We start from the raw sequence: 18,492 nt of genomic DNA, 5'->3' as shown, positions 1-18,492 counted from the left end.
CATTTTTCTTTATTTGCTCCACTGCTGCAAAGAAATGAACATTTCGCCGGTACCTATGGCTACGATCTTCTGCTGCAAACTTCCATCCATAGCAATCGGGGTAACGCCTAACTCCACAGGAGGGAGGGGCAACACCTGGGTCCCCACTATATGCCAACAACGTAGTATTCCACCCCCAAACGCGACGGCAAGCCAACTCGCGTCCTTTGCCCAGAACATACCCGCGATTTCACGTCCATTTCCTCTTAATTGAGCTAAACATTGCCTGCTACGAGGCTCCCATATATGTATCTCGGCTTTCTTTTTCCCGCTTGCTGTTGCGAGCAGCTTCCCATCGGGACTCCAGCGAATCTGGTGAATGTCATCGCTATGCTCGGTATAGCTACCAAGGTGTGCCTTAGACGCGGCAACCCAGAGATGCACTTGCCGATCATTGCCACCTGTCGCAAGAATCTGCCCGTCAGGAGACCAGGAGAGCGCAGTGACGCCACGTTTATTTGTGTGCCAGAATGCCTGTTGTACTCCTTTTGTATCCCAGAGGCGTACCATTTGATCCTTCCCCCCAGATGCGAGCAGAGCTACGTTCGGTGACCATTCCAGCGCGGTAATGGGGCCATCATGGCCCCACCAGGATGCATCAACGCGTGCCGCGAAGTTTGGGGAATGCGTCAGACTCCAAACACGCAGTGCCGCATCCTTGCCTGCTGTCGCAAGTAGTGAGCCGTCAGGAGACCAACTCAAGGCGGAGATCTCGCCTTGATAACCAGTCAGGGTTGCCAGGGGAGTCCCTATCCGCTGCTGAATTTTCCAGATCAGCACTGTCCGATCTAAACTGGCCGAAGCCAGGTGTTGACCATCTTGCGTCCAGCGCACAAGCGTGACAGATTCAGTATGACCTGGCAAGCGACTGAGAGGAGCAAGCTGCGTGGGAGGAAGCGAATTTTCCTGGTTTTCCTGAATCTTAACTTGCCTTGCCAGTGCTGGCATCTGGCGAGCCTGAAGGACATGCTCTGCACTATCATGCACAGCATGTGCCGATGGTGAAAGCTGAATGCCAGAAGGCATGTGCGCAGGTGATTGAATGGGTCCGCTAAGAGCCTGTTGCAATTCACGGGTAAAGACCAGGACAGTAGGATAACGTGCTAAAGGATCCTGATTGAGCCCGGTGGCAAGAATCCGCCCAATCGGGGCAGGGAAGCGGGTCAACATCTGTCGAATGCGATCATCTGATGGTGAGAGTGGATCACTCCTTATATCATCGTTGGGCAAATGGAGGTGTATGAGCTGAGTAGCGAGCATAGCCAGTGCATACTGATCTGAGGCCGGAAGTAATTGACCTTGTATGTGTTCTGGTGCCGTGTAGGGCGAGACCGAAGCCGGATACGTCCCTTCTGGCAAGAGACCGTGATAAAAATCACTTACCTGTATATAGTTGGAGTTGACAATGAGGCAGTCCTCAGGTTGTAATGAGCCGTGTACGAGATAACGCTCATGAGCATACTGAAGTGCCTGCGCGACCTGGGAGAGAAGCGTACTGATCGCCATGAGAGGGAGGCGTGTCTTCCTCTTGAGAAAGCGTGCCAGTGATCCGGCAGCCTCGTACCGCTCCACCAGATACACAGCCTGCTCTTGATGGAGCTGCCCTATATCCAAGATAGGATGGATATGGAGATGGCGGAGGGTTTGTAATGGCTCCAGGCTGCTAAGCAGGCCCGGCGTGGGATTTCTTATCACCTTGACCAACACCTGTTCACCGGGGATAGCAGATGTTGCCTGATACAGATCAGACGTCTTCTGGTGGTGCACCAAGCGTTGTACCTGCCAACGCCCAATGGCGGCTCTCTGCACAAGGAAGCCGCATTGAGGGGTCTGGCACATACGTCGATGTTCGGTCTGATCTATTGCCTGATGAGGCTCAATCGGATTAAGGCAGACATACATGGCTTGTCCTACAGATGAATAATTTTAGTTGCCCATACATTACAAGTGGCTCTCCATACCCATATGATCCCTATCTCTCATTGGGAGTGGCTTTCTGGTCATTTTGCTCACTAAAGATATCGACCAGCTTATGAGCCTCAAGAAGCATATTTTCATAGCTTGTCAGCCCCTTCTCCAATTGCACTAACAAGGCATCAAGTTGTTGCGATGAGGACTGGTCTTGCAGTGTGTTGCGTGTCTGCGTTACAGACTCACGTAGCGACCTGTTTCGTGTATAGAGCTGCTCCAGAGCCTCACTGAGGCGACGAAATTGAATATGCAGACGCTTGCTGAGGTGCAGAAGGCTGATGACCGCAGCCCCGGTTGGTAATGTACTTGGTATGTGCTCTCGCTTCTGGGGCAAACGCCCCTGGCTCAGCATCTCGATGTCGCCTGCCAGGAAGCGTGCCTCATTCTGCAAGATCCGATTCTGCTGGCTCATTTGCTCCCAGCGATGCATACGCTCGATCAAGAGATTCAAACTCTGAGCGACTGGCGCGAGTGGCCCTTGCGTCTGGGCACGTATCGAGAGATCGCCACGCGCTAGCGCCGCATGGACGGTTCGAAGATTTTCGATGCTTGTGCGTAATTCTTCATACTGAGTGGCCCGCGAAGTGGTTGAGAGCAATTCCTTCTGGCTATCGCGGAATGCCTGCTGCGATTGATTGAGCGCGACCCGTAAACGCTCATTCAAAAGCATATTATCCACAAGGGTCAGTCCCTGGCGGATAATAGGAAGCAAAAACAGGCCCGCACAAACAAGTACAACCTGAAATAAAGGGGCGCTCTGACGCAACTCGACCTCTAACACAAGCAAGGCACAGGTCAAGAGAGCGAGTATAGTGGGGGCCACCGCACGCAACACCGCACCAGTACGACTCAAGCGGGTAGAGGATGGTTCCTCGTTCATGAGCTGAGATGAATTCGCTCCACGAGCCAGGTTATTTAGATAGGTAAGCACAGCCCAACCAATCAATAGCCAGCTCAGAGGCCAGCCCACGTCTTGAAGAAAGCCTGTATGGTAGGTTCCCTGGAGCAAGAAATAGGCATAGAACGAATCTGTCACTGCCAGCAATGACACACCAGCCGAGAGAATCGCCAGTGTTGAATTGAATGACGTCGACCCAGAGGTGCCAAAGAGCAAGATTGCGGCCGCGATACAGAGTGAAAGATCGCCTAGGGGATAGGCCAGAGCCACTATTTTCGCTAGCGGCTCACCCGTCAAATTGGCAATGGTAGGACCAAGCAAGAAATACCAGGAAATCGCAAGTACCGAGACCACAGCAGTTGTGGCATCCAACACCAGGCGCAGACGCCCAACCCCGGTACCTCCACGCGGCAGGAGAAGCGCGACGCCGATCCAACTAAAGGGATAGACTGCCAGATAGAAGGGATCGTACGCAGCCGGGAAAGGGAATGCAGAAAGTGGCGTGGTCGCCTCATACCATGTCCAGATGACCTGGCCTATGGCATAGGTAGCAGAGGAAGCCCCAAGACAAAAAATCGCGATCCAGGCACGCTTCGCAAGAATGTCAACATCGCTAAGCGAGATACTTCGCAATTTCCAGAGAGCAATGCCACATACTCCTGTACAACCAATAGCTCCTATGAGGACAAGAATATCGGTAATGTCACGCAGAACGGCGTTTTCGAGCACATCGGATCGAGTTTGCAAAAAGAGTAGATATGCCAGATGGATCACGAAAAAAAGACCCATTCCACGCGTATAGTACGCAATGTAGCGTTGGGGGAATACCTGATGAGCATGGGAGTCTGGTCTAGGAGTCATTTCAGGCGCAGTAAATGTCGCGACAGATCCGTTGGATTGAGACAACGGTGATGAGAGAGATGCTGGTGCGTGCTTTCGCTCGTAGCTCATAGAATATAGTGAACCTCCATCTGTGGATAGGTTGAAAATAAACATGCCTTATTCACAGCAAGCAATGATATAGTTGTGTATATTCTTCTGTATCAGCCCTTTTCCCTGCCCCCCTCGCAAAGAAAAGAGCATGCGATCCTACACATGGGCATTGGGCGGTAAGAGTAGATAAGTTGCGAGAATCAAAAAAAGTGTAGGCGTGCAGAGGGCAACGCCAGCATAAATGATGCTGGTAAGAAGAGGTGAAACTACTCTAATTTTTTTATATTATAAATGTAGCGATACATTTATTTTCGACCAAATATGCCATGGTTGCAATTCGCCTGCGCAGAGATTTTTTGCGCTTTTCAGGTGGAATTGTGCTAGGAAAAAGGGCTGATATAATTCGGATGTTTGATGCTTTAAGAGCCAATGAATTAAGATCGAACTTCGACTAAATTAACATAGATATATGTACAATGTCAAGCTTATTTGAGTTTGAGGACTACAAAGTGTTAGCACTAACCCTTTAGTGCCCTGACCGCTTTTTTCAGCAAATAGAGAAAAATTTATCTATATTGATGAGTATAGTTGTATTTTTTATTAACAGTACTTGAGGCACCTAATCTGGCAGACGGGAACTGATGCATCGCTGAGTGCATGAAACGTTTCTGGACAGGAAAGCCGCTACTGCCTCTCAGTAATGGGAGTCAGCAAGTTACCTGGGTGAAAGAATCCCCTTGCTTGAGCACTGTTACTTCTACACACATATGCGATCTTGAGAAAGAATACAGAGGCGCTGCGCTGCAGGTGCCTCGTTTTTCCACACGCGAGAGATGACACATGTTCGGTGAAAACGTCGCATGTCTCGCTAAGCTGCAAGCACATCAGTTAGAAGGGAAGCGAAAGGCGTTTTCTCCTCTGGGGCTCAGGTCCAGATGGCCAGGATATGGTTCTCCTGTAGGCTCGCTGATCTGGCAGTACGATGGGAATGATCGGCGAGAAACGGGTTGCTTCAGAGACCACCGAATCCTTTTGGTCAGTTGGAGTCTCTTAGTATGAGGAACCGTTAATCGTTTCTCAAGAAGCAAGGAGAACCACTATGTTCTATGTAAAAAACGTCCCTTTGTTTGAGCGTATCCTGCGTGTCGTGCTGGGCATTGGCCTGACGGCAAGTGCCCTGTTTGTGTTCCTCCAGCCTGCGCATGGCACGGTTTCCGGGTGGCTTGCCCTGGCGTTGCTTGCCTCAGCCCTCTTCGTTGCAGCTACCGGTTTCATCGGATGGTGTCCTGCCTGCGCCCTGGTTGGGCGAAAGCTCAAGTCGAAGCAGCACGCACAATGAACCCATCGCCTGACTCGCAACTGATCAATGCTGCAACCAGTGGGGATCCCGAGGCGATCGAACAACTGCTGCTTTGTTATTATCCATCTGTGACCCGCTTTGCACGGAAATTCTGTGCGACATCCGAAGATGTAGAAGATGCTGTGCAAGAAACCCTCTGGATCGCTGCTCAACGGATTGGCACCTTGCGTGTCGCGTCGGCATTTGGGTCCTGGTTGTTCAAGGTAGTGCGCCATCAGTGCTTTCGGTTGCTCAAACTGTCCCGGCGAACAGACTCCACCAGCGCCATTCTACAGCTTGTCCCATCCAACGAGGACCCCGAACGCCAGATTGCACTGCGTCATGACCTAGCCTCGGCTATCGCGGCTCTGTCCCCGCTACATCGGCAAGTGTTTGTTCTGCGCGACCTCCAAGAGATCCCCGCATCGGAGGTCGCAGCACGGCTCGGTGTAACGGTGATGACCGTCAAGAGTCGCCTGCATCGCGCCCGGACCACATTGCGCCAGGCACTTGAGCAGTGGAAATAATCAGCAGGCTAGGCGCGAGAGGCCATTGAGAATCAGGGGCTGACTCAGACTTGCTCATAACAAAGCTCACGCGGAAGAACGTTTTATTTCGTGTCCCCGTTTCTCAATGGTCTCTTCTTTTGGCAAGCATGCGTTTTGTATGACTCACTGCCACGTCAGCGGGGCTGATACTGCTGCCGAACCTCCACACCTGTAGAACAGGTGTGGAGGTTCGGATAATTGCGATGTATGCTCCATCTTTGGCGAGGCAGGTGTTTATCTCGCTCCATCAATTTCCCAGCATTTTGCTTTTCAGTGCTTGAGCGCGTTCTGGAAACTGTTGTGCTTTGCCTAGTTGTCCCTTTGAAAGAAGCAGGCGCGATTTGATAAAAGAATGACACATGTTTCGTTCTCTGTTACTAGACACGCCGAGTTTCTTTCTGGAAGAACTGCTTGACGAGTTCTCTGACCTCTTTCTGGATAGATGTCAGAAGCTCTTGTTGTTCCGCTTTTGCCAGGTCAGCGAGAAGGTTTGGCTGGTGAAGAGCAAGCTGTTCCAGAACATCTGCGACCAGCAAATGAAAGAGTTGGCGACTCCGACTGGGCTCGTGGGGACCTCGATAGCCAATTTTCGAGATTGCACTCAGCAGGCGGTTTTCGGTCACCTGATACGATGCCTCCCACTTGAGCTGATCCAATTTGTCAGGACCGGGAGTAAATGGAGGAAGTGTCCACTTTTGTGCTTGATGGAAGCGCTTGTCTTCCGCAAACGCCGCGATCTTTCTTTTGAAAATGGGTCGGAGTGGCCCTTTAGAAGTAGAAAAAACAAGTGCTTTGACTGGTTTAATAACCACACCCTCAGCTTGGTTCTCTTGCTGCAAAGGCGGCAGGCCAAAGAGCGCTGGAATTGTGGAGGAGAACTCGATGGGGTAGTGTAGTGCTTCTTGATAGCTCCCAATCAAGAGTGGAGATACGGAAAGTACGCCGGCACTCTGTAGAAGCATGCGAGCTTGATCATAATCAAGATAAGAAGACTGTTGCAGATCTGAGATAGCGAGATCGAAGGCGCAAAATTCGATATCAGGCGTATAGTAAATCCCGGTTTGGATAGGCTGAAGTCCAGGTACGGGAGAAATTTCAGGATGGGGATACGCTCCCCCAAAAAGCTCGCCATAGATCGAGAGCGAGGTCAGTTGGGGATAGAGATGGCGAGCCAGGGAAAAAAGTTGGGAGATCTGAGGCTCCAGACGCTTAAGAACCCGCTGATATTCAAAGAAGTTCTCTCCCGATGCCAGGAGGTGTTTTCTGCTGGCCCCGGCAATGATTGAACCATTTGTCACTATACAGAAATGAGCTCCATGGATTTTTTCCATCACGACCCAACGCGTCTTTTCTAGGATGTGATGGTGCGCCTCATCCAGATGCCACTGATTGGTCGATTCGGCCATTTTCTCATACGGGACCCAGTGCATAAAAATCGTTCTCCAGGTGAATGTGTGGAGTTATGATAGCTCAAAGATAGAAGTATATCTATGATATAGATCACTGAGTTTCTATCGTCGTTTCTTCCTGCCTAGCTGGCATGAGCAAGGCATCCATGCCAAATATGCTCGGTATTTGATGCCTTATCGCTCCCTTTCCCAAACATTCCTGGCAGAGCTACCTTGCTCCTATCTAGCTCACCTCTCTCCATATCGCTCCTCCCTGCGGCTGCTGCTGGATGAAGGCGTAATTCGAGCTTAACACCACAATGTTCTACAGTAGTGCGCTCAATAGTAGAATATAGATGATTATTATTTAGTTTTATGAGTAAAATAAGAAAAGAAGCATGATACATGCTATTATCCGCCCGATTGGCACCAATTGGCATCTAAAAAAAGATATTCGAAAGACTGTAGCAATTTTAAAATACGCATTTTGTGAATGAAGAAAGGAACAAAGCTATGAAATCTCATATATCTTCTCCTAGAGAGCAATTAGAAATTTTTGAGCTCACCGAACACGAACTGGAACAGGTCGTGGGCGCCCAGGGATATAGCCAGAATCAGAACCATGGTCGCCATTATGATTATCAGCATGATTGGTCTTATGGTCATAAGCATGGTTGGGATCATGATCATCATCATCGCTGGGATTCTAAACGCGGCTGGTGTTATAGCAGCGGCTGGATCCGCTAGCGTCATCGCCACTAAATGAAGCAACACATGAAGGCAGATATCTTTAAAGATATCTGCTCTTCCTATTTTTTGCGCCACCCCTTAAAAGCACCATCCTATGCGAGACACTCCTGTTAGGCTTGAGTCGGGTTTGCTTTCCACTGGTGCTTGTGTCCTTTTTTATCCTCTCGCTCTGATGTCTTCTCGACCTCCTTCCTGGACATGGGACGGCCCGTTGCTCCCACGCGATGCTTTTGGGCATGTGGCGTAGACCTTTCTTGGGATGATGGAGCACCCTTTGATTCTGTGGGAGGCGTATCTGGTGAAAACCTCCCAGCAGAGGACATTCCTTGTGGAGGTGGAGCGACTCCTCCTTCACAGACATACAATGTCCTCTGTGCTTGTTGGATCATCTCTTCTCCTCGCAGTGGTACTTCTCTCTCGTGCGTGAGACTTCCTCACACACTTCACCATCGTCCCCTCTCATGACAGCGTTCATCTCTCGCATGTAAGTATCATTTGCTGCAGTGGCTGCTCGCCTGGATACTTTTTAGTGTACAAGATATCGGGCAAGAATGGAATGATAACGCATCCCAATAATTAGAGACTTTTTTGGCCCTTTTCCTGCAGGAAAAGTCTCGAACGTTCGGGATCTTCTGTCTCACTGTCTAGATGTTTCGAGGAGCCTCTCATGCAGCCGGAAGGGAGGTTCGAAGAAATGCGTGTGTCACATATGAGTGTGATACCACTCTCTGTAGCTGATACATGGTAAAGCAATTTGACAGCGAAAGCCATCCTGGTGCAAGGGCTGCGATGATTGGCCGAGGAACACGTGGCCATTGCCTGTGGAGGAGCGGGAAGACCAAACCTGAATAGGAACCAGGGAAGGCACGCTCTGCTGAAGCAGGAACTGGTGTTAGTGACGGCTCTGGGAAATTCCCCGGTAGGAACTGTGGGGATCTGTTAACATCTAGTTGATGCAACTTTTCGAGACAAGGAAGCGCACTCTTGACTTTGGTCATCCATTTTACAATGAGAGAGCATGTAGAATACCCCACTCATTTTGAATTGCTCAGCATGAACGAGCGTGACCAGCCAACACCGCGCCGTGACCTGTGCTCTTCTCAGCGCAGGAAAGCTGCAGTAGGTGTGACAGCTGTTCCCCTGGTCACAAACGTAGGAGGGAGCGCCATTCCATGGCTCAGTCGCAGGACAATCCGCATCAGGAAGAGCATGCGGGATCTCCTCAGGAGCACGAGACATTTGCTGATCGTTTTTTTGCGCTCGTCCACGAGAGTGCCGATCTCTTCTGGCTTCTGACTCCTGATGGCTCGATGCATGATGCCACTTCCAGTTGGCGCATTTTTACCGGTCAGCAGACGAGTCAGTCTCAGGGCAAAGGGTGGCTCGATGCTTTGCACCCGGCGGATCGGCCACAGATAGAACATCTGATCCGTCAGGCAGCCGCTAAGGAGGGAAGCCGGAACATGGTATGCCATCTTCGCCAAGCCGATCACGCCTACCACTTGATTCATCTCCATGTCTTTCCCGTGCGCCTGCGTGATGGAACCATCCATGAGGTCATTGCTTGTGGGAGGGATATCACGAAACAGGAGCAGGGCGGGCAGATGAGTGAAGCGAAGGTGCGGCTGGCTCTCAAAGCATCTGGCATAGGCGCGTGGGATTGGAATCTGATTACCGATCAGATTCATTTGACGGCTCAGGGCAAAGCCCTTTTGGGATGGTCGCCAACAACCCCTTCCACCTATACACGCTTCCTGGCGACGGTGCATCCAGAGGACCGTGAACCAGTCGAGCGGTTCCTGGCACATGTGATCACTGAACCGATGGATTATCGGATCGAGTACCGCATTCTCTGGCCTGACGGCAGCATCCATTGGCTTGCAGAGCAAGGACACTGTATCTCTGACTCGCAAGGGCATCCGACGCACATGCTTGGAGCCATCATCGAGACGACAAAGCTAAAGCAGGCAGAGGAAGCTTTACGCGAGAGCGAGTGGCGGTTTCGTCGATTGGTGGAGTCCAATATCATAGGGATCGCTATTACTTGCTTGGATGGGCGCATTTACGAGGCGAACGACGCCTTTCTTCGCCTGGTTGGCTACACGAGTGACGACTTGGTGGCAGGGCAGGTGCAGTGGACCACGATGACCCCACCGGAATACCAGGAGCGAGAAGCGCAGGCCATGGAGGAAGAACTGGCGACAGGGAGCTTCCAGCCGTTTGAAAAAGAGTATCTGAGGAAAGACGGTACACGGGTGCCGGTGCTGGTTGGAGGGACGATCTTTCGCCGGACAGGGACCTCGCCTCTGGCTATTGCGTTCATTGTCGATCTGACGGCCCACAAAGAAATCGAGCGACAAAAAGATCTCATGCTGGGCATGACCAGTCATGAACTGAAAACACCCTTGGCCGCGCTCAAAGGGACCATCCAATTGCTCAAGCGACGCGCGAACCGTTTGTTGCGATCAACTGATCCGTTGGCTCCAGAGATCGAGACCTTCCTCACTGACCTCTCCGAGCGTTTGGCAACCTCCGCCCGCCAGGTTGATGTGCAGACGCATTTAATCAATGACCTGCTCGATGTCTCTCGCATTACGGCGAAGACCTTGACGCTCGAACTGGAGCGTTGTGATCTGGTTTCCCTGGTGCGAGAAACAGTCGAGGGTCTGCGCGTGGTGGCTCCGGAACGCTCCCTCATGTTGGAGTTACCAGCGCATGTTGTTGCCAACGTGCTGGCTGATCAGACACGCATCAGCCAGGTGGTCATGAATTATGTGACCAATGCCCTACGCTACGCACCCGTCGATCAGCCTGTCCAGATCGGGCTGATGCTCCAGGAGAACCTGGCTCGTGTCTGGGTGCGAGACCGGGGACCAGGACTCTCGAAAGAGGCGCAGAAGGAGGTCTGGCAGTGCTTCCATCAGGTCAAGGGGGTGCCGGTGCAGAACGGTTCGGGGAAAGGGCTGGGTCTGGGCCTCTATATCTGCCAGAAGCTGATTGCTCAACACCAGGGTGAGGTTGGCGTGGAGAGCGCCCCTGGGGAGGGATCGACGTTCTGGTTTGCCTTACCTCTCACCACATGAGGGGATGTGAGAGGAAAACGCAACCTCTTTCAAGAGTGAGAGCCCTTGTTTCTGCTCGGACGTTTGGGAACTCGGTATGGGTTCAGACAATGGAACCCATTGTTCGACCATGCGAAGGTCTCCGTAAAATGGAATAAAAACGCATCCGAATAGTTCGAGACAATTTGGCCCTTTTCCTGCATGAAAGGCCTCAAACGTTCGGGATCTTGTGTCTCGCAGTCTCGATACTTTGGAGGAGCCTGTCATGCAGCCGGAAGGGAGATACGAAGGAATGCGTGTGGCGGATAACGGTTAGATTGTGAATACGCTACAAAGAAGATAAATGACGATGACACTGCTCAATGTGGAGAGAGCCAGACGGAGGAAATTAATGCGCAAAAGTTCGCGCATCCCATCCAAGGTTATCTTGCCCGCTTGTTTGTGGCGATTGTAGACGGGCGTTGCCAGCACCAGAGTTACCACAGTTACAGCTATATTGAGAACAAGAGCAACAATGAGCCAAACGAGAGAGAGCTGAGCTGGTCGAAAAATGAGGAGGAGAAGGTTGCTTAACACAGTTGCAAAGTATGGCAAGAGCAGTGGTAGTGGTAAGCGTCGCTCATATTCTTTCAGGTAGGCCGGGAATTCTGTGGCTCCAACAAACGCAAAAAGGGGATAGGCTTCCAGGTGGATATACGCCTGGATGCCGTTATTGAAAAAAGTGGTGAAGACAAAGACGAGAAAAAGGACCGTATATAAGATGTTCATGTTCCATCTCCTTTCGAGAAGAACTCGTGAAACCATTGCAGGAAAACGCCAATGCGTTGCGTTCCTGGTGAGTGTGAGAACGTCTATGTGCCATCCAGGATGAGCCAGACGTATCTAGCCAGTTCCACTGAAAAGAGCTTTGCTGTCTCAGGGGAACAACTGTCCTCATTGTACAAGGCACTCAAGGGACAAATTGTCCTGCAGACAACGATGAAGGATAGGGGAGCCCGATCTTTTCGAAAATGGCCTGATCCTCTTTCGAGATGGGAAGAAAGCCAATAATCTGAGGAAAGGTATAGTGGAAATAGCCCGTAGAAATGACGAGCGGGCGCAAGGATAGCGAGCATGAAGGGTCTTGCAGGCAAGGGACAGAGGTTTCCAGCCTAACATCTGCTGATGAGGTTGGTACCGCTTCAATGTACTTTTCCAGATGAACTTGTTGCCAGTATCGGGAAAATTCAGGGAGCTGCATAAACTGCATGACCACTTGCCGATACCAGGGTTCATAGGTGCTCAGAAGATTTGCCATTTTGAAACCGTGGATAGTCCACAAGGCCATCTGCTCCCAGGATGCATGGTTAATCATCAGATTAGGATAAAGCGGAAGTGTAGGATCGAACAGCAACTGGAGCATGTTGATTGAAGAGGCAGGAAATTCAGCCAATTGTTTGGGAGAGATATCATAAAGACGAAGGAGTGATTCGCTGAGGTAATGAATCCGCCAGTCTCGATTGATAATCATTGTGGGCATTGGTAAGACGCTTGCAACCTCAGTCGCCACGCGCAAGACATGCTCCAATTCTGCTCCTGTGAGATAGGATTCGACTGGAAACGTATGAGCAGCGAGAAGCAAACGATTTCGTTCCATCCGGGTGCATTGGAAATAGTCCGCGATTTCCATCACCACCTCTCGCCGAGGTGGGCGGGTAATATGGCCTTGCCGCATGCGTTTATAACTGCTGTAGACCATATCTTCGAACTCTGTGCGATGCCATTTGCGTGGCCCCCAGTCGTCCTCCCGTGCAACAAAAGGCAGCGTTTGATGCTGCTGTCCAATCTCATGTTGCCTCAGCAGTAGCAACTCTTCAATGACCCTGACAAACTCTACGCAATCAGGGTGGACCGTGATTGGAAGAGAAGGACGGATCTCCATGAAGCCTCCTGGACAATGTTCTCGATCAAAAAAACGGGCGATGTGATCAGGTAAGACGAAGACTGATCACCCTGTTCTAATCGCTGAGCGTAATTGTACCATATCTTACCGCGTTGGAAAGATTTCCTTGATGAGAGAACATACCATTTTCTCGAGCTAGCAACGAACAAATGACGCGATTTGGCATAGAATACAGCTCAAACTTTACTTGTCTCAGCTTGGAGGATCATCCGCAACTTTCGCACATTTTTAGGACGCGTTGAGGAAACGTTGCCGTAAGAGTTCAAAGTTGCCTCTCGGAGTGGCAATGATAGGAACGGGATTTTGTTTCACAATGCGTAACAACGTATCGTCACTGATAGGAATGGCGAGATGAACCAACAATCGAGATCCCTCCTGGGCATTGACTGCAATGGCAAAGAGTTTGAGCAGGACTATCAATCGCATGGTTTCTGCCGCGGAATCTTCTGACGTGCAGGTTGAGTTGGACTTCTTGGCCACTGCTTGGCAAATCATGAGGAGAACATTGATACCAGCTATGGATACCACTGCTGCTCTGGCTACATGAGGGCCAACTGCTATGTCATTGGTCGCTGTTGCCGTGATAAGAAGCTGACCCTTGATTGATGTGACCTGCTGAATTTGAAAGCCAGGAAATGAAAAGGGAATGTGGGACAAGATTATCACCTGAGAAGCTTTTCTAGACGATTGTATTGCTTCTTGTTATTTACGAATCTAGGTTGTAGATGGTGCACGAAAGTTGCTGATGATCCTTCAAAACGGGACAACAACATAGTGGTTTCTTACTACTCGCCCATGATTTCTTTCTTTCCCATCCTGTTACAGAAATGCGAGCGAGAAGGCCTCTGTGATGCCTCAAGAGGATGAATTGCCGTTCCTTTGAATGAAGGTGTAGGGGAAAGGAGCACCGCAGGAGCCCAACCAAAGAAATCCTGCATCTTTCCCGAGCATCTCATCTGCGTGAAAGCTGTTCGTTGCTCTCCTCTGCGTGGGGACGGGTTCCAAAGCCATACTGCAAACACGTGGCTGTCTGGCGTATCACGATGTCAAATCCAGCACGGACACAGGCCGCCACCAGAACCCCAGCCTCATAGTAGTTTTTCACAATCTCGAAGCTGCGCCCATCATGTAAGATGCGTGTCTCAATCTGACCTGATCTGCTGAGCGTATCGGGGGCTAAAGTGGGGCCGACCGCATCATCCACAAAGAAGATCTTGCCACCAGGACGCAGCCAGGTCCAGCAGGAATGCAAAAAGGTATCAAGCTGTTCACGCGGGACATGGGAAAGCCAGAAGCCGAAAAAGAGCGCATCGTAGACGCGCTCAGGCTGCCAGCTGAAGAGATCAGCCAGCACATAGGTCACGCGAGGACTGGCGACTTTGGCCTGATTGACTGTCAGCATTTCGGCAGAAGCATCGACAGAGGTAATGGTCGAGGCGCTACGCAGCAACTGCTGTGTCCAGATTCCCGTTCCTGCAGCCAGTTCGAGTACGTCTCCAGCGAGATGAAAGGCATGGAGCTGGGCAACCACTTCATCCCATTCAGCGAACCAGCGAGCATTGAGCTCTGGCCCTTGATCGTAGCGCCCCTGGCAGTTGATGATTTCATCGTATTTGCTGCCACAGGCTTGATAGTATCGCTTCATTTCTTCGAGCGTTTGAAGAGAAACAGCATCATTCATCATAACGGTTTTCCTTTCCTTGTCCACCGTGGTTTCCAGGACCCCGCCCAGATCAACAACAGCAGCCCAAATGGCTCTTCCCCGCACTCCTTTTAACCCCATGAGACCGCTCTCTGAAGGGGAACATTCCATATATCCATATCGGATATATCCGATATGGATATAATAAGCTTTTTCGGGTTGACTTGTCAAGGAATGCTCATGGTTTTTTCACCTTCTTCATTATTCTTTCTGAACTGGTTTCCATTTCCGATGCCCTCTCAATACGATGGAAATGGGAGGTGTATACCACCTCCCCATTGAAACAACGACGTCTGCAAAGCTCATGGCCTCTTCCCAATCTCTCTTCCCTTTTGTTCATCTGTCCTATGCGTTTGTAACGATTTTCCTAGTGGGAATACGGTTACTCTTTCTTGCTGTTATAGCATTTCGTGTAGGGTGGGGTCGATGCTTATTATTTATTTCCTAGAAGGTAGTGTTTCTGATGAAGTATACTCATTTGGGGCGCACTGGGCTGGAAGTCAGTCGTTTGTGCCTGGGCACCATGAACTTTGGGCCACAAACGAGCGAGGCCGATAGCTTTGCCATTATGGACCGTGCTCTGGAACATGGCATCAATTTCTTTGATACCGCCAATGTCTATGGCGGCCCTGACCACAGAGGGCACACCGAAGAGATTATTGGACGCTGGTTCGCTCAGGGTGGTGGACGTCGTGATAAGGTGGTATTGGCAACGAAAGTCTATGGGAATATGGGAAGCGACTGGCCGAATCATTCGCGCCTGTCGGCTTTGAATATTCGCAAAGCCTGTGAAGCCAGTCTGCGCCGCCTGCAAACAGATCATATCGATATTTATCAAATGCACCATGTCGCCCGCGAATCTCCGTGGGAAGAGATCTGGCAGGCGATGGAGCAATTGGTGCGCGAGGGCAAGGTGCTCTATATAGGCAGTAGCAATTTTGCGGGCTGGCACATCACCAGGGCCAACGAGATTGCACAGCGCCGCAATTTCCTCGGTTTGGTCTCCGAGCAGAGCCTCTACAATCTGAACGCTCGTAGTATTGAGCTTGAAGTTCTCCCCGCTTGTGAGGCGTACGGGTTAGGCCTCATCCCTTGGAGCCCTTTGGGTGGTGGCTTGCTCGGCGGTGTCTTACGCAAAACGGAGCAGGGACGTCGCGCCCAGCCTCAATTGCAGAAGGTTATCGAGAAACATCGGGCCAAACTGGAGGCGTATGAGCATTTCTGTGCCGAATTGGGAGAGGAACCTGCGAACGTCGCGCTGGCATGGTTGCTGACAAATCCGGTGGTGACCGCTCCTATCATTGGCCCAAGGACGATTGCACAACTTGATAGCACATTACGTGTGCTAGAGGTCTCGCTGACGGCTGAGAGTTTGAAGCAGCTTGATAGCATCTTCCCAGGTCCTGGAGGTGCTGCTCCAGAGGCGTATGCCTGGTAGTTATCATGTCTTCATCTTGCTGCATGAGCTTTAACAAGCTTATGTAGCAAGACGCTACCTGGTTTCGGGACCTTCTGGCGAAATCCCTTTTGCTGGCTACCCAACGATTGGCACAGCATTTGTGCCTGTCACTTATCAGTTGTTTCCAGCAGGCACTCAGCATATTGTCCTGGAAGAGGAGATTGGTCCCGTAGCTGTTCGGCTCTCAGGAGACTTATCCCCTCTCGATTTCTCTGGACAACGCTTCCTTCTCTGACCTTTCACGCAACTTTTGAGAATCGTGAAGCTATTGCAGAGGCATTGGGATTACGCGCCACTGATCTTCTGGAACAAGCCCCGATTCAAACTATTTCAACGGGTAACCCTTTTATCTATGTGCCTGTGCAGAGCCGGTCATTGGTGGATCACGTTGAGATAGATTGAGCAAAGTTATATGCATGTTTTCAAGGCATATCGCCTCTCAAATTATATATTTTTGCGCTGGAGAGCCAGGCTGATGAGCAAGGGGGTATGTCCGTTTTTGCACGCATGCTCAAACCATACCAATCCAGTATAGTCGAAGATGCTGCCACGGGGAGCGCGACAGGGCCACTTGGTGCTTACCTTGTCAAACATGAACTCCTGCCTTTCCAAGGTGAAGCCATGCTGGTTGTTGAACAAGGTACGAGAATGGGGCGTCAAAGCTTTCTGCATGTGCAGAGGCAACAGGGAGCATCTCTTCTCATCGAAGTTGGTGGAAGCACAGTCTCTGTCTACGAAGGCGTCTCTCATCTTCCGTGACGTTAGCCTCTGGCAGTGATGGTATCTGCCACAGGTCCACCTGACGATCTTACATTTCACGTACCATCACAGAAATTGTCGTAGCAATCTCACTGGGGGCGAATTCAAGAGATTTTTGAGTGAGAAGTTCGGCCTGTTCACAGCCAAAGTAGCCACACGCGTTGCCTGAGTTCCTGAGCGCTCAAAAGGAGAGCAGGTTCGAGAATATTGCGCTTGCCGTGGACCCACTTTGGCTCTATTTGGTTTAGCCAGGGACGCTTCGTAGGTAACCAGCATAGGATGATGCGCACGCCACTGTTGCCCTCGTAATGGACCGTCTGACAACTCCAGACTCCACTAGCTCGTCATTTTGCCAAAGGTCTGTGAACTCTGGTGCAACACGGCCTGCAATGCTTTACATTTGGCTTGGTCAAAGTGTGCTTGACGTGACCAACCCGCAATGGGTCGTCGAGAGCAACGTCTACAAGCTCAAACATGAAAATGCATGGGCTATGGTCGTGCCTCGTTCCCTTTGTTGCGTCAGCGTGTGCTATATGTTTTGTAGGTTGAAAGGAATGTCTCTCATGGGTAATGATCACCTTGCTGGAAGCAAGCGAGTAGCAAGAAATCGGCGCCAGACCCGTTGAATTCCAAAATTTGCATCATTCTCTCATGGTATATAATTAAGCGTCTATCTTTTGTGCGTAGTAAGAAAGGCCTCACGTTGAAGTACAGTATCTCTCTTCCCAATGGCTGGACGATGAACCTGGTCGATATCAAAGATCCGATAGAAGCCTATGAAGCCATGACCAACGTAGCGAAAGCCGCCGACGAAACAGGGTACGAGGCGGCCTGGCTGGTTGATCATTTTCATACGATCCCACAACCTTCTCAGGAAGTGACCTTTGAGTGTTGGATGTCGTTAGCAGCCCTGGCACGCGATACCAAGCGTATTCGCGTAGGCCAGATTGTGACGTGCAATAGCTATCGTAATCCGGCTCTGCTGGCGAAGATGGCAAGCACTCTCGATGTCTTGAGTCATGGTCGCCTGAACTTTGGTATTGGCGCGGGTTGGTATGAGCACGAATATAGGGCGTATGGCTATCCTTTTCCCGAGGCGCCTGAGCGCCTCCGCCAACTGCGCGAAGCCCTCCAGGTGATCCTGGCGATGTGGACACAGGAAGAAGCAACCTTTGAGGGAAAGTATTACCAGGTACGCGGCGCGATTAACCAGCCCAAAGGGGTGCAGACTCCGCACATTCCTATCCTGATCGGTGGAGGTGGCGAGAAGGTCACGTTGAAATTGGTCGCGCAGTATGGCGATGCCTGTAATGTGAGTGGCGATCTGAAGACTATTGAGCACAAATTGGCGGTGCTCAAGCAGCACTGTGAGAACGTCGGGCGCGACTATTCTAGTATTTATCGCACCACTGGCTCGTTCTGCTCCATTGCCGATACCGATGAAGAGGCATGGGCGCTAGTGCCAGAGCGCGTGAAGGCTGGACTCAGGGAAACCTCCCTGGTTGGTAGTCCCGAGACGATTCGTCAGCGCATCGCACAACTGGAAGTTCTGGGCATCGACGAGATTATTATGGACTTCCCCAGCGCGACTGACCTGACGGCGATCTATCGCTTTGCCAGTGAGTTCATTACCAACGAGAAATAGGTTGTGACTCTCTGGAGAAGCTTGCTGTTATGGTCAGTAGGACTGACCATAACAGCA

14 protein-coding genes are annotated in these 18,492 nt (G+C 50.8%); 7 read left to right on the top strand and 7 right to left on the bottom strand.

What is annotated here, in order from left to right; translation table 11 throughout:
• Positions 1-9: 9 nt before the first annotated feature.
• Together K3T82_RS01605 and K3T82_RS01600 are read right to left on the bottom strand one after the other, a co-directional pair.
• Positions 10-1,941, bottom strand: a complete 1,932-nt coding sequence (locus tag K3T82_RS01605; protein WP_220191756.1) for a WD40 repeat domain-containing serine/threonine-protein kinase — start codon at positions 1,939-1,941, stop codon at positions 10-12.
• Positions 1,942-2,011: 70 nt separating this feature from the next.
• On the bottom strand, positions 2,012-3,859 hold the full coding sequence (locus K3T82_RS01600; protein WP_220191755.1) for an AAA family ATPase: 1,848 nt from the start codon (positions 3,857-3,859) through the stop codon (positions 2,012-2,014).
• A gap of 1,081 nt (positions 3,860-4,940) precedes the next feature.
• Between K3T82_RS01600 and K3T82_RS01595 the strand changes: the two genes are divergently transcribed.
• Positions 4,941-5,180: a YgaP family membrane protein gene (locus K3T82_RS01595; RefSeq protein WP_220191754.1), complete on the top strand. Its 240-nt coding sequence runs from the start codon at positions 4,941-4,943 to the stop codon at positions 5,178-5,180.
• Entirely contained in the window at positions 5,177-5,707 is a 531-nt protein-coding gene (locus tag K3T82_RS01590; RefSeq protein WP_220191753.1) for an RNA polymerase sigma factor, read from the top strand. Before K3T82_RS01595 ends, K3T82_RS01590 begins: the two co-directional genes overlap by 4 nt.
• Positions 5,708-6,105: 398 nt before the next feature.
• Here K3T82_RS01590 and K3T82_RS01585 read toward each other — a convergent pair whose 3' ends face one another.
• Positions 6,106-7,158, bottom strand: a complete 1,053-nt coding sequence (locus K3T82_RS01585) for an RNA ligase family protein (protein WP_220191752.1) — start codon at positions 7,156-7,158, stop codon at positions 6,106-6,108.
• Between the two features lie 471 nt (positions 7,159-7,629).
• Between K3T82_RS01585 and K3T82_RS01580 the strand changes: the two genes are divergently transcribed.
• The gene (locus K3T82_RS01580) at positions 7,630-7,863 is read left to right on the top strand and encodes a hypothetical protein (protein ID WP_220191751.1); all 234 of its coding nucleotides are present in this window, start codon (positions 7,630-7,632) and stop codon (positions 7,861-7,863) included.
• Positions 7,864-9,038: 1,175 nt separating this feature from the next.
• Positions 9,039-10,949, top strand: coding sequence for a PAS domain-containing sensor histidine kinase (locus tag K3T82_RS01575; RefSeq protein WP_220191750.1), 1,911 nt, complete (start codon positions 9,039-9,041; stop codon positions 10,947-10,949).
• Between the two features lie 291 nt (positions 10,950-11,240).
• On the opposite strand, the gene K3T82_RS01570 is transcribed toward K3T82_RS01575, so the two are convergent.
• From K3T82_RS01570 to K3T82_RS01555, 4 genes are all read right to left on the bottom strand, one after another.
• Complete coding sequence (locus tag K3T82_RS01570; protein ID WP_220191749.1) at positions 11,241-11,696, bottom strand: hypothetical protein; 456 nt, start codon at positions 11,694-11,696, stop codon at positions 11,241-11,243.
• Between the two features lie 181 nt (positions 11,697-11,877).
• Positions 11,878-12,849, bottom strand: coding sequence for a hypothetical protein (locus K3T82_RS01565; protein ID WP_220191748.1), 972 nt, complete (start codon positions 12,847-12,849; stop codon positions 11,878-11,880).
• Positions 12,850-13,098: 249 nt separating this feature from the next.
• The gene (locus K3T82_RS01560; RefSeq protein WP_220191747.1) at positions 13,099-13,527 is read right to left on the bottom strand and encodes a hypothetical protein; all 429 of its coding nucleotides are present in this window, start codon (positions 13,525-13,527) and stop codon (positions 13,099-13,101) included.
• A gap of 295 nt (positions 13,528-13,822) precedes the next feature.
• Positions 13,823-14,653: a class I SAM-dependent methyltransferase gene (locus K3T82_RS01555; RefSeq protein ID WP_220191746.1), complete on the bottom strand. Its 831-nt coding sequence runs from the start codon at positions 14,651-14,653 to the stop codon at positions 13,823-13,825.
• A 382-nt stretch (positions 14,654-15,035) separates the two neighbouring features.
• Here K3T82_RS01555 and K3T82_RS01550 point away from each other — a divergent pair, with 382 nt between their 5' ends.
• The 3 genes from K3T82_RS01550 to K3T82_RS01540 all read left to right on the top strand — a co-directional run bounded on the left by K3T82_RS01550 (position 15,036) and on the right by K3T82_RS01540 (position 18,435).
• Positions 15,036-16,010: an aldo/keto reductase gene (locus K3T82_RS01550; RefSeq protein WP_220191745.1), complete on the top strand. Its 975-nt coding sequence runs from the start codon at positions 15,036-15,038 to the stop codon at positions 16,008-16,010.
• A gap of 450 nt (positions 16,011-16,460) precedes the next feature.
• Positions 16,461-16,790, top strand: a complete 330-nt coding sequence (locus tag K3T82_RS01545; protein WP_307811072.1) for a PhzF family phenazine biosynthesis protein — start codon at positions 16,461-16,463, stop codon at positions 16,788-16,790.
• 703 nt (positions 16,791-17,493) lie between these two features.
• Complete coding sequence (locus K3T82_RS01540; protein WP_236030936.1) at positions 17,494-18,435, top strand: LLM class F420-dependent oxidoreductase; 942 nt, start codon at positions 17,494-17,496, stop codon at positions 18,433-18,435.
• The last annotated feature ends 57 nt before the right edge of the window (positions 18,436-18,492 follow it).

The organism is Ktedonospora formicarum, assembly GCF_016587355.1.
Lineage (GTDB): Bacteria > Chloroflexota > Ktedonobacteria > Ktedonobacterales > Ktedonobacteraceae > Ktedonobacter > Ktedonobacter formicarum.
Note: the sequence above shows the minus strand (reverse complement) of the source record. Positions and strands in the feature narration are given on the sequence as shown.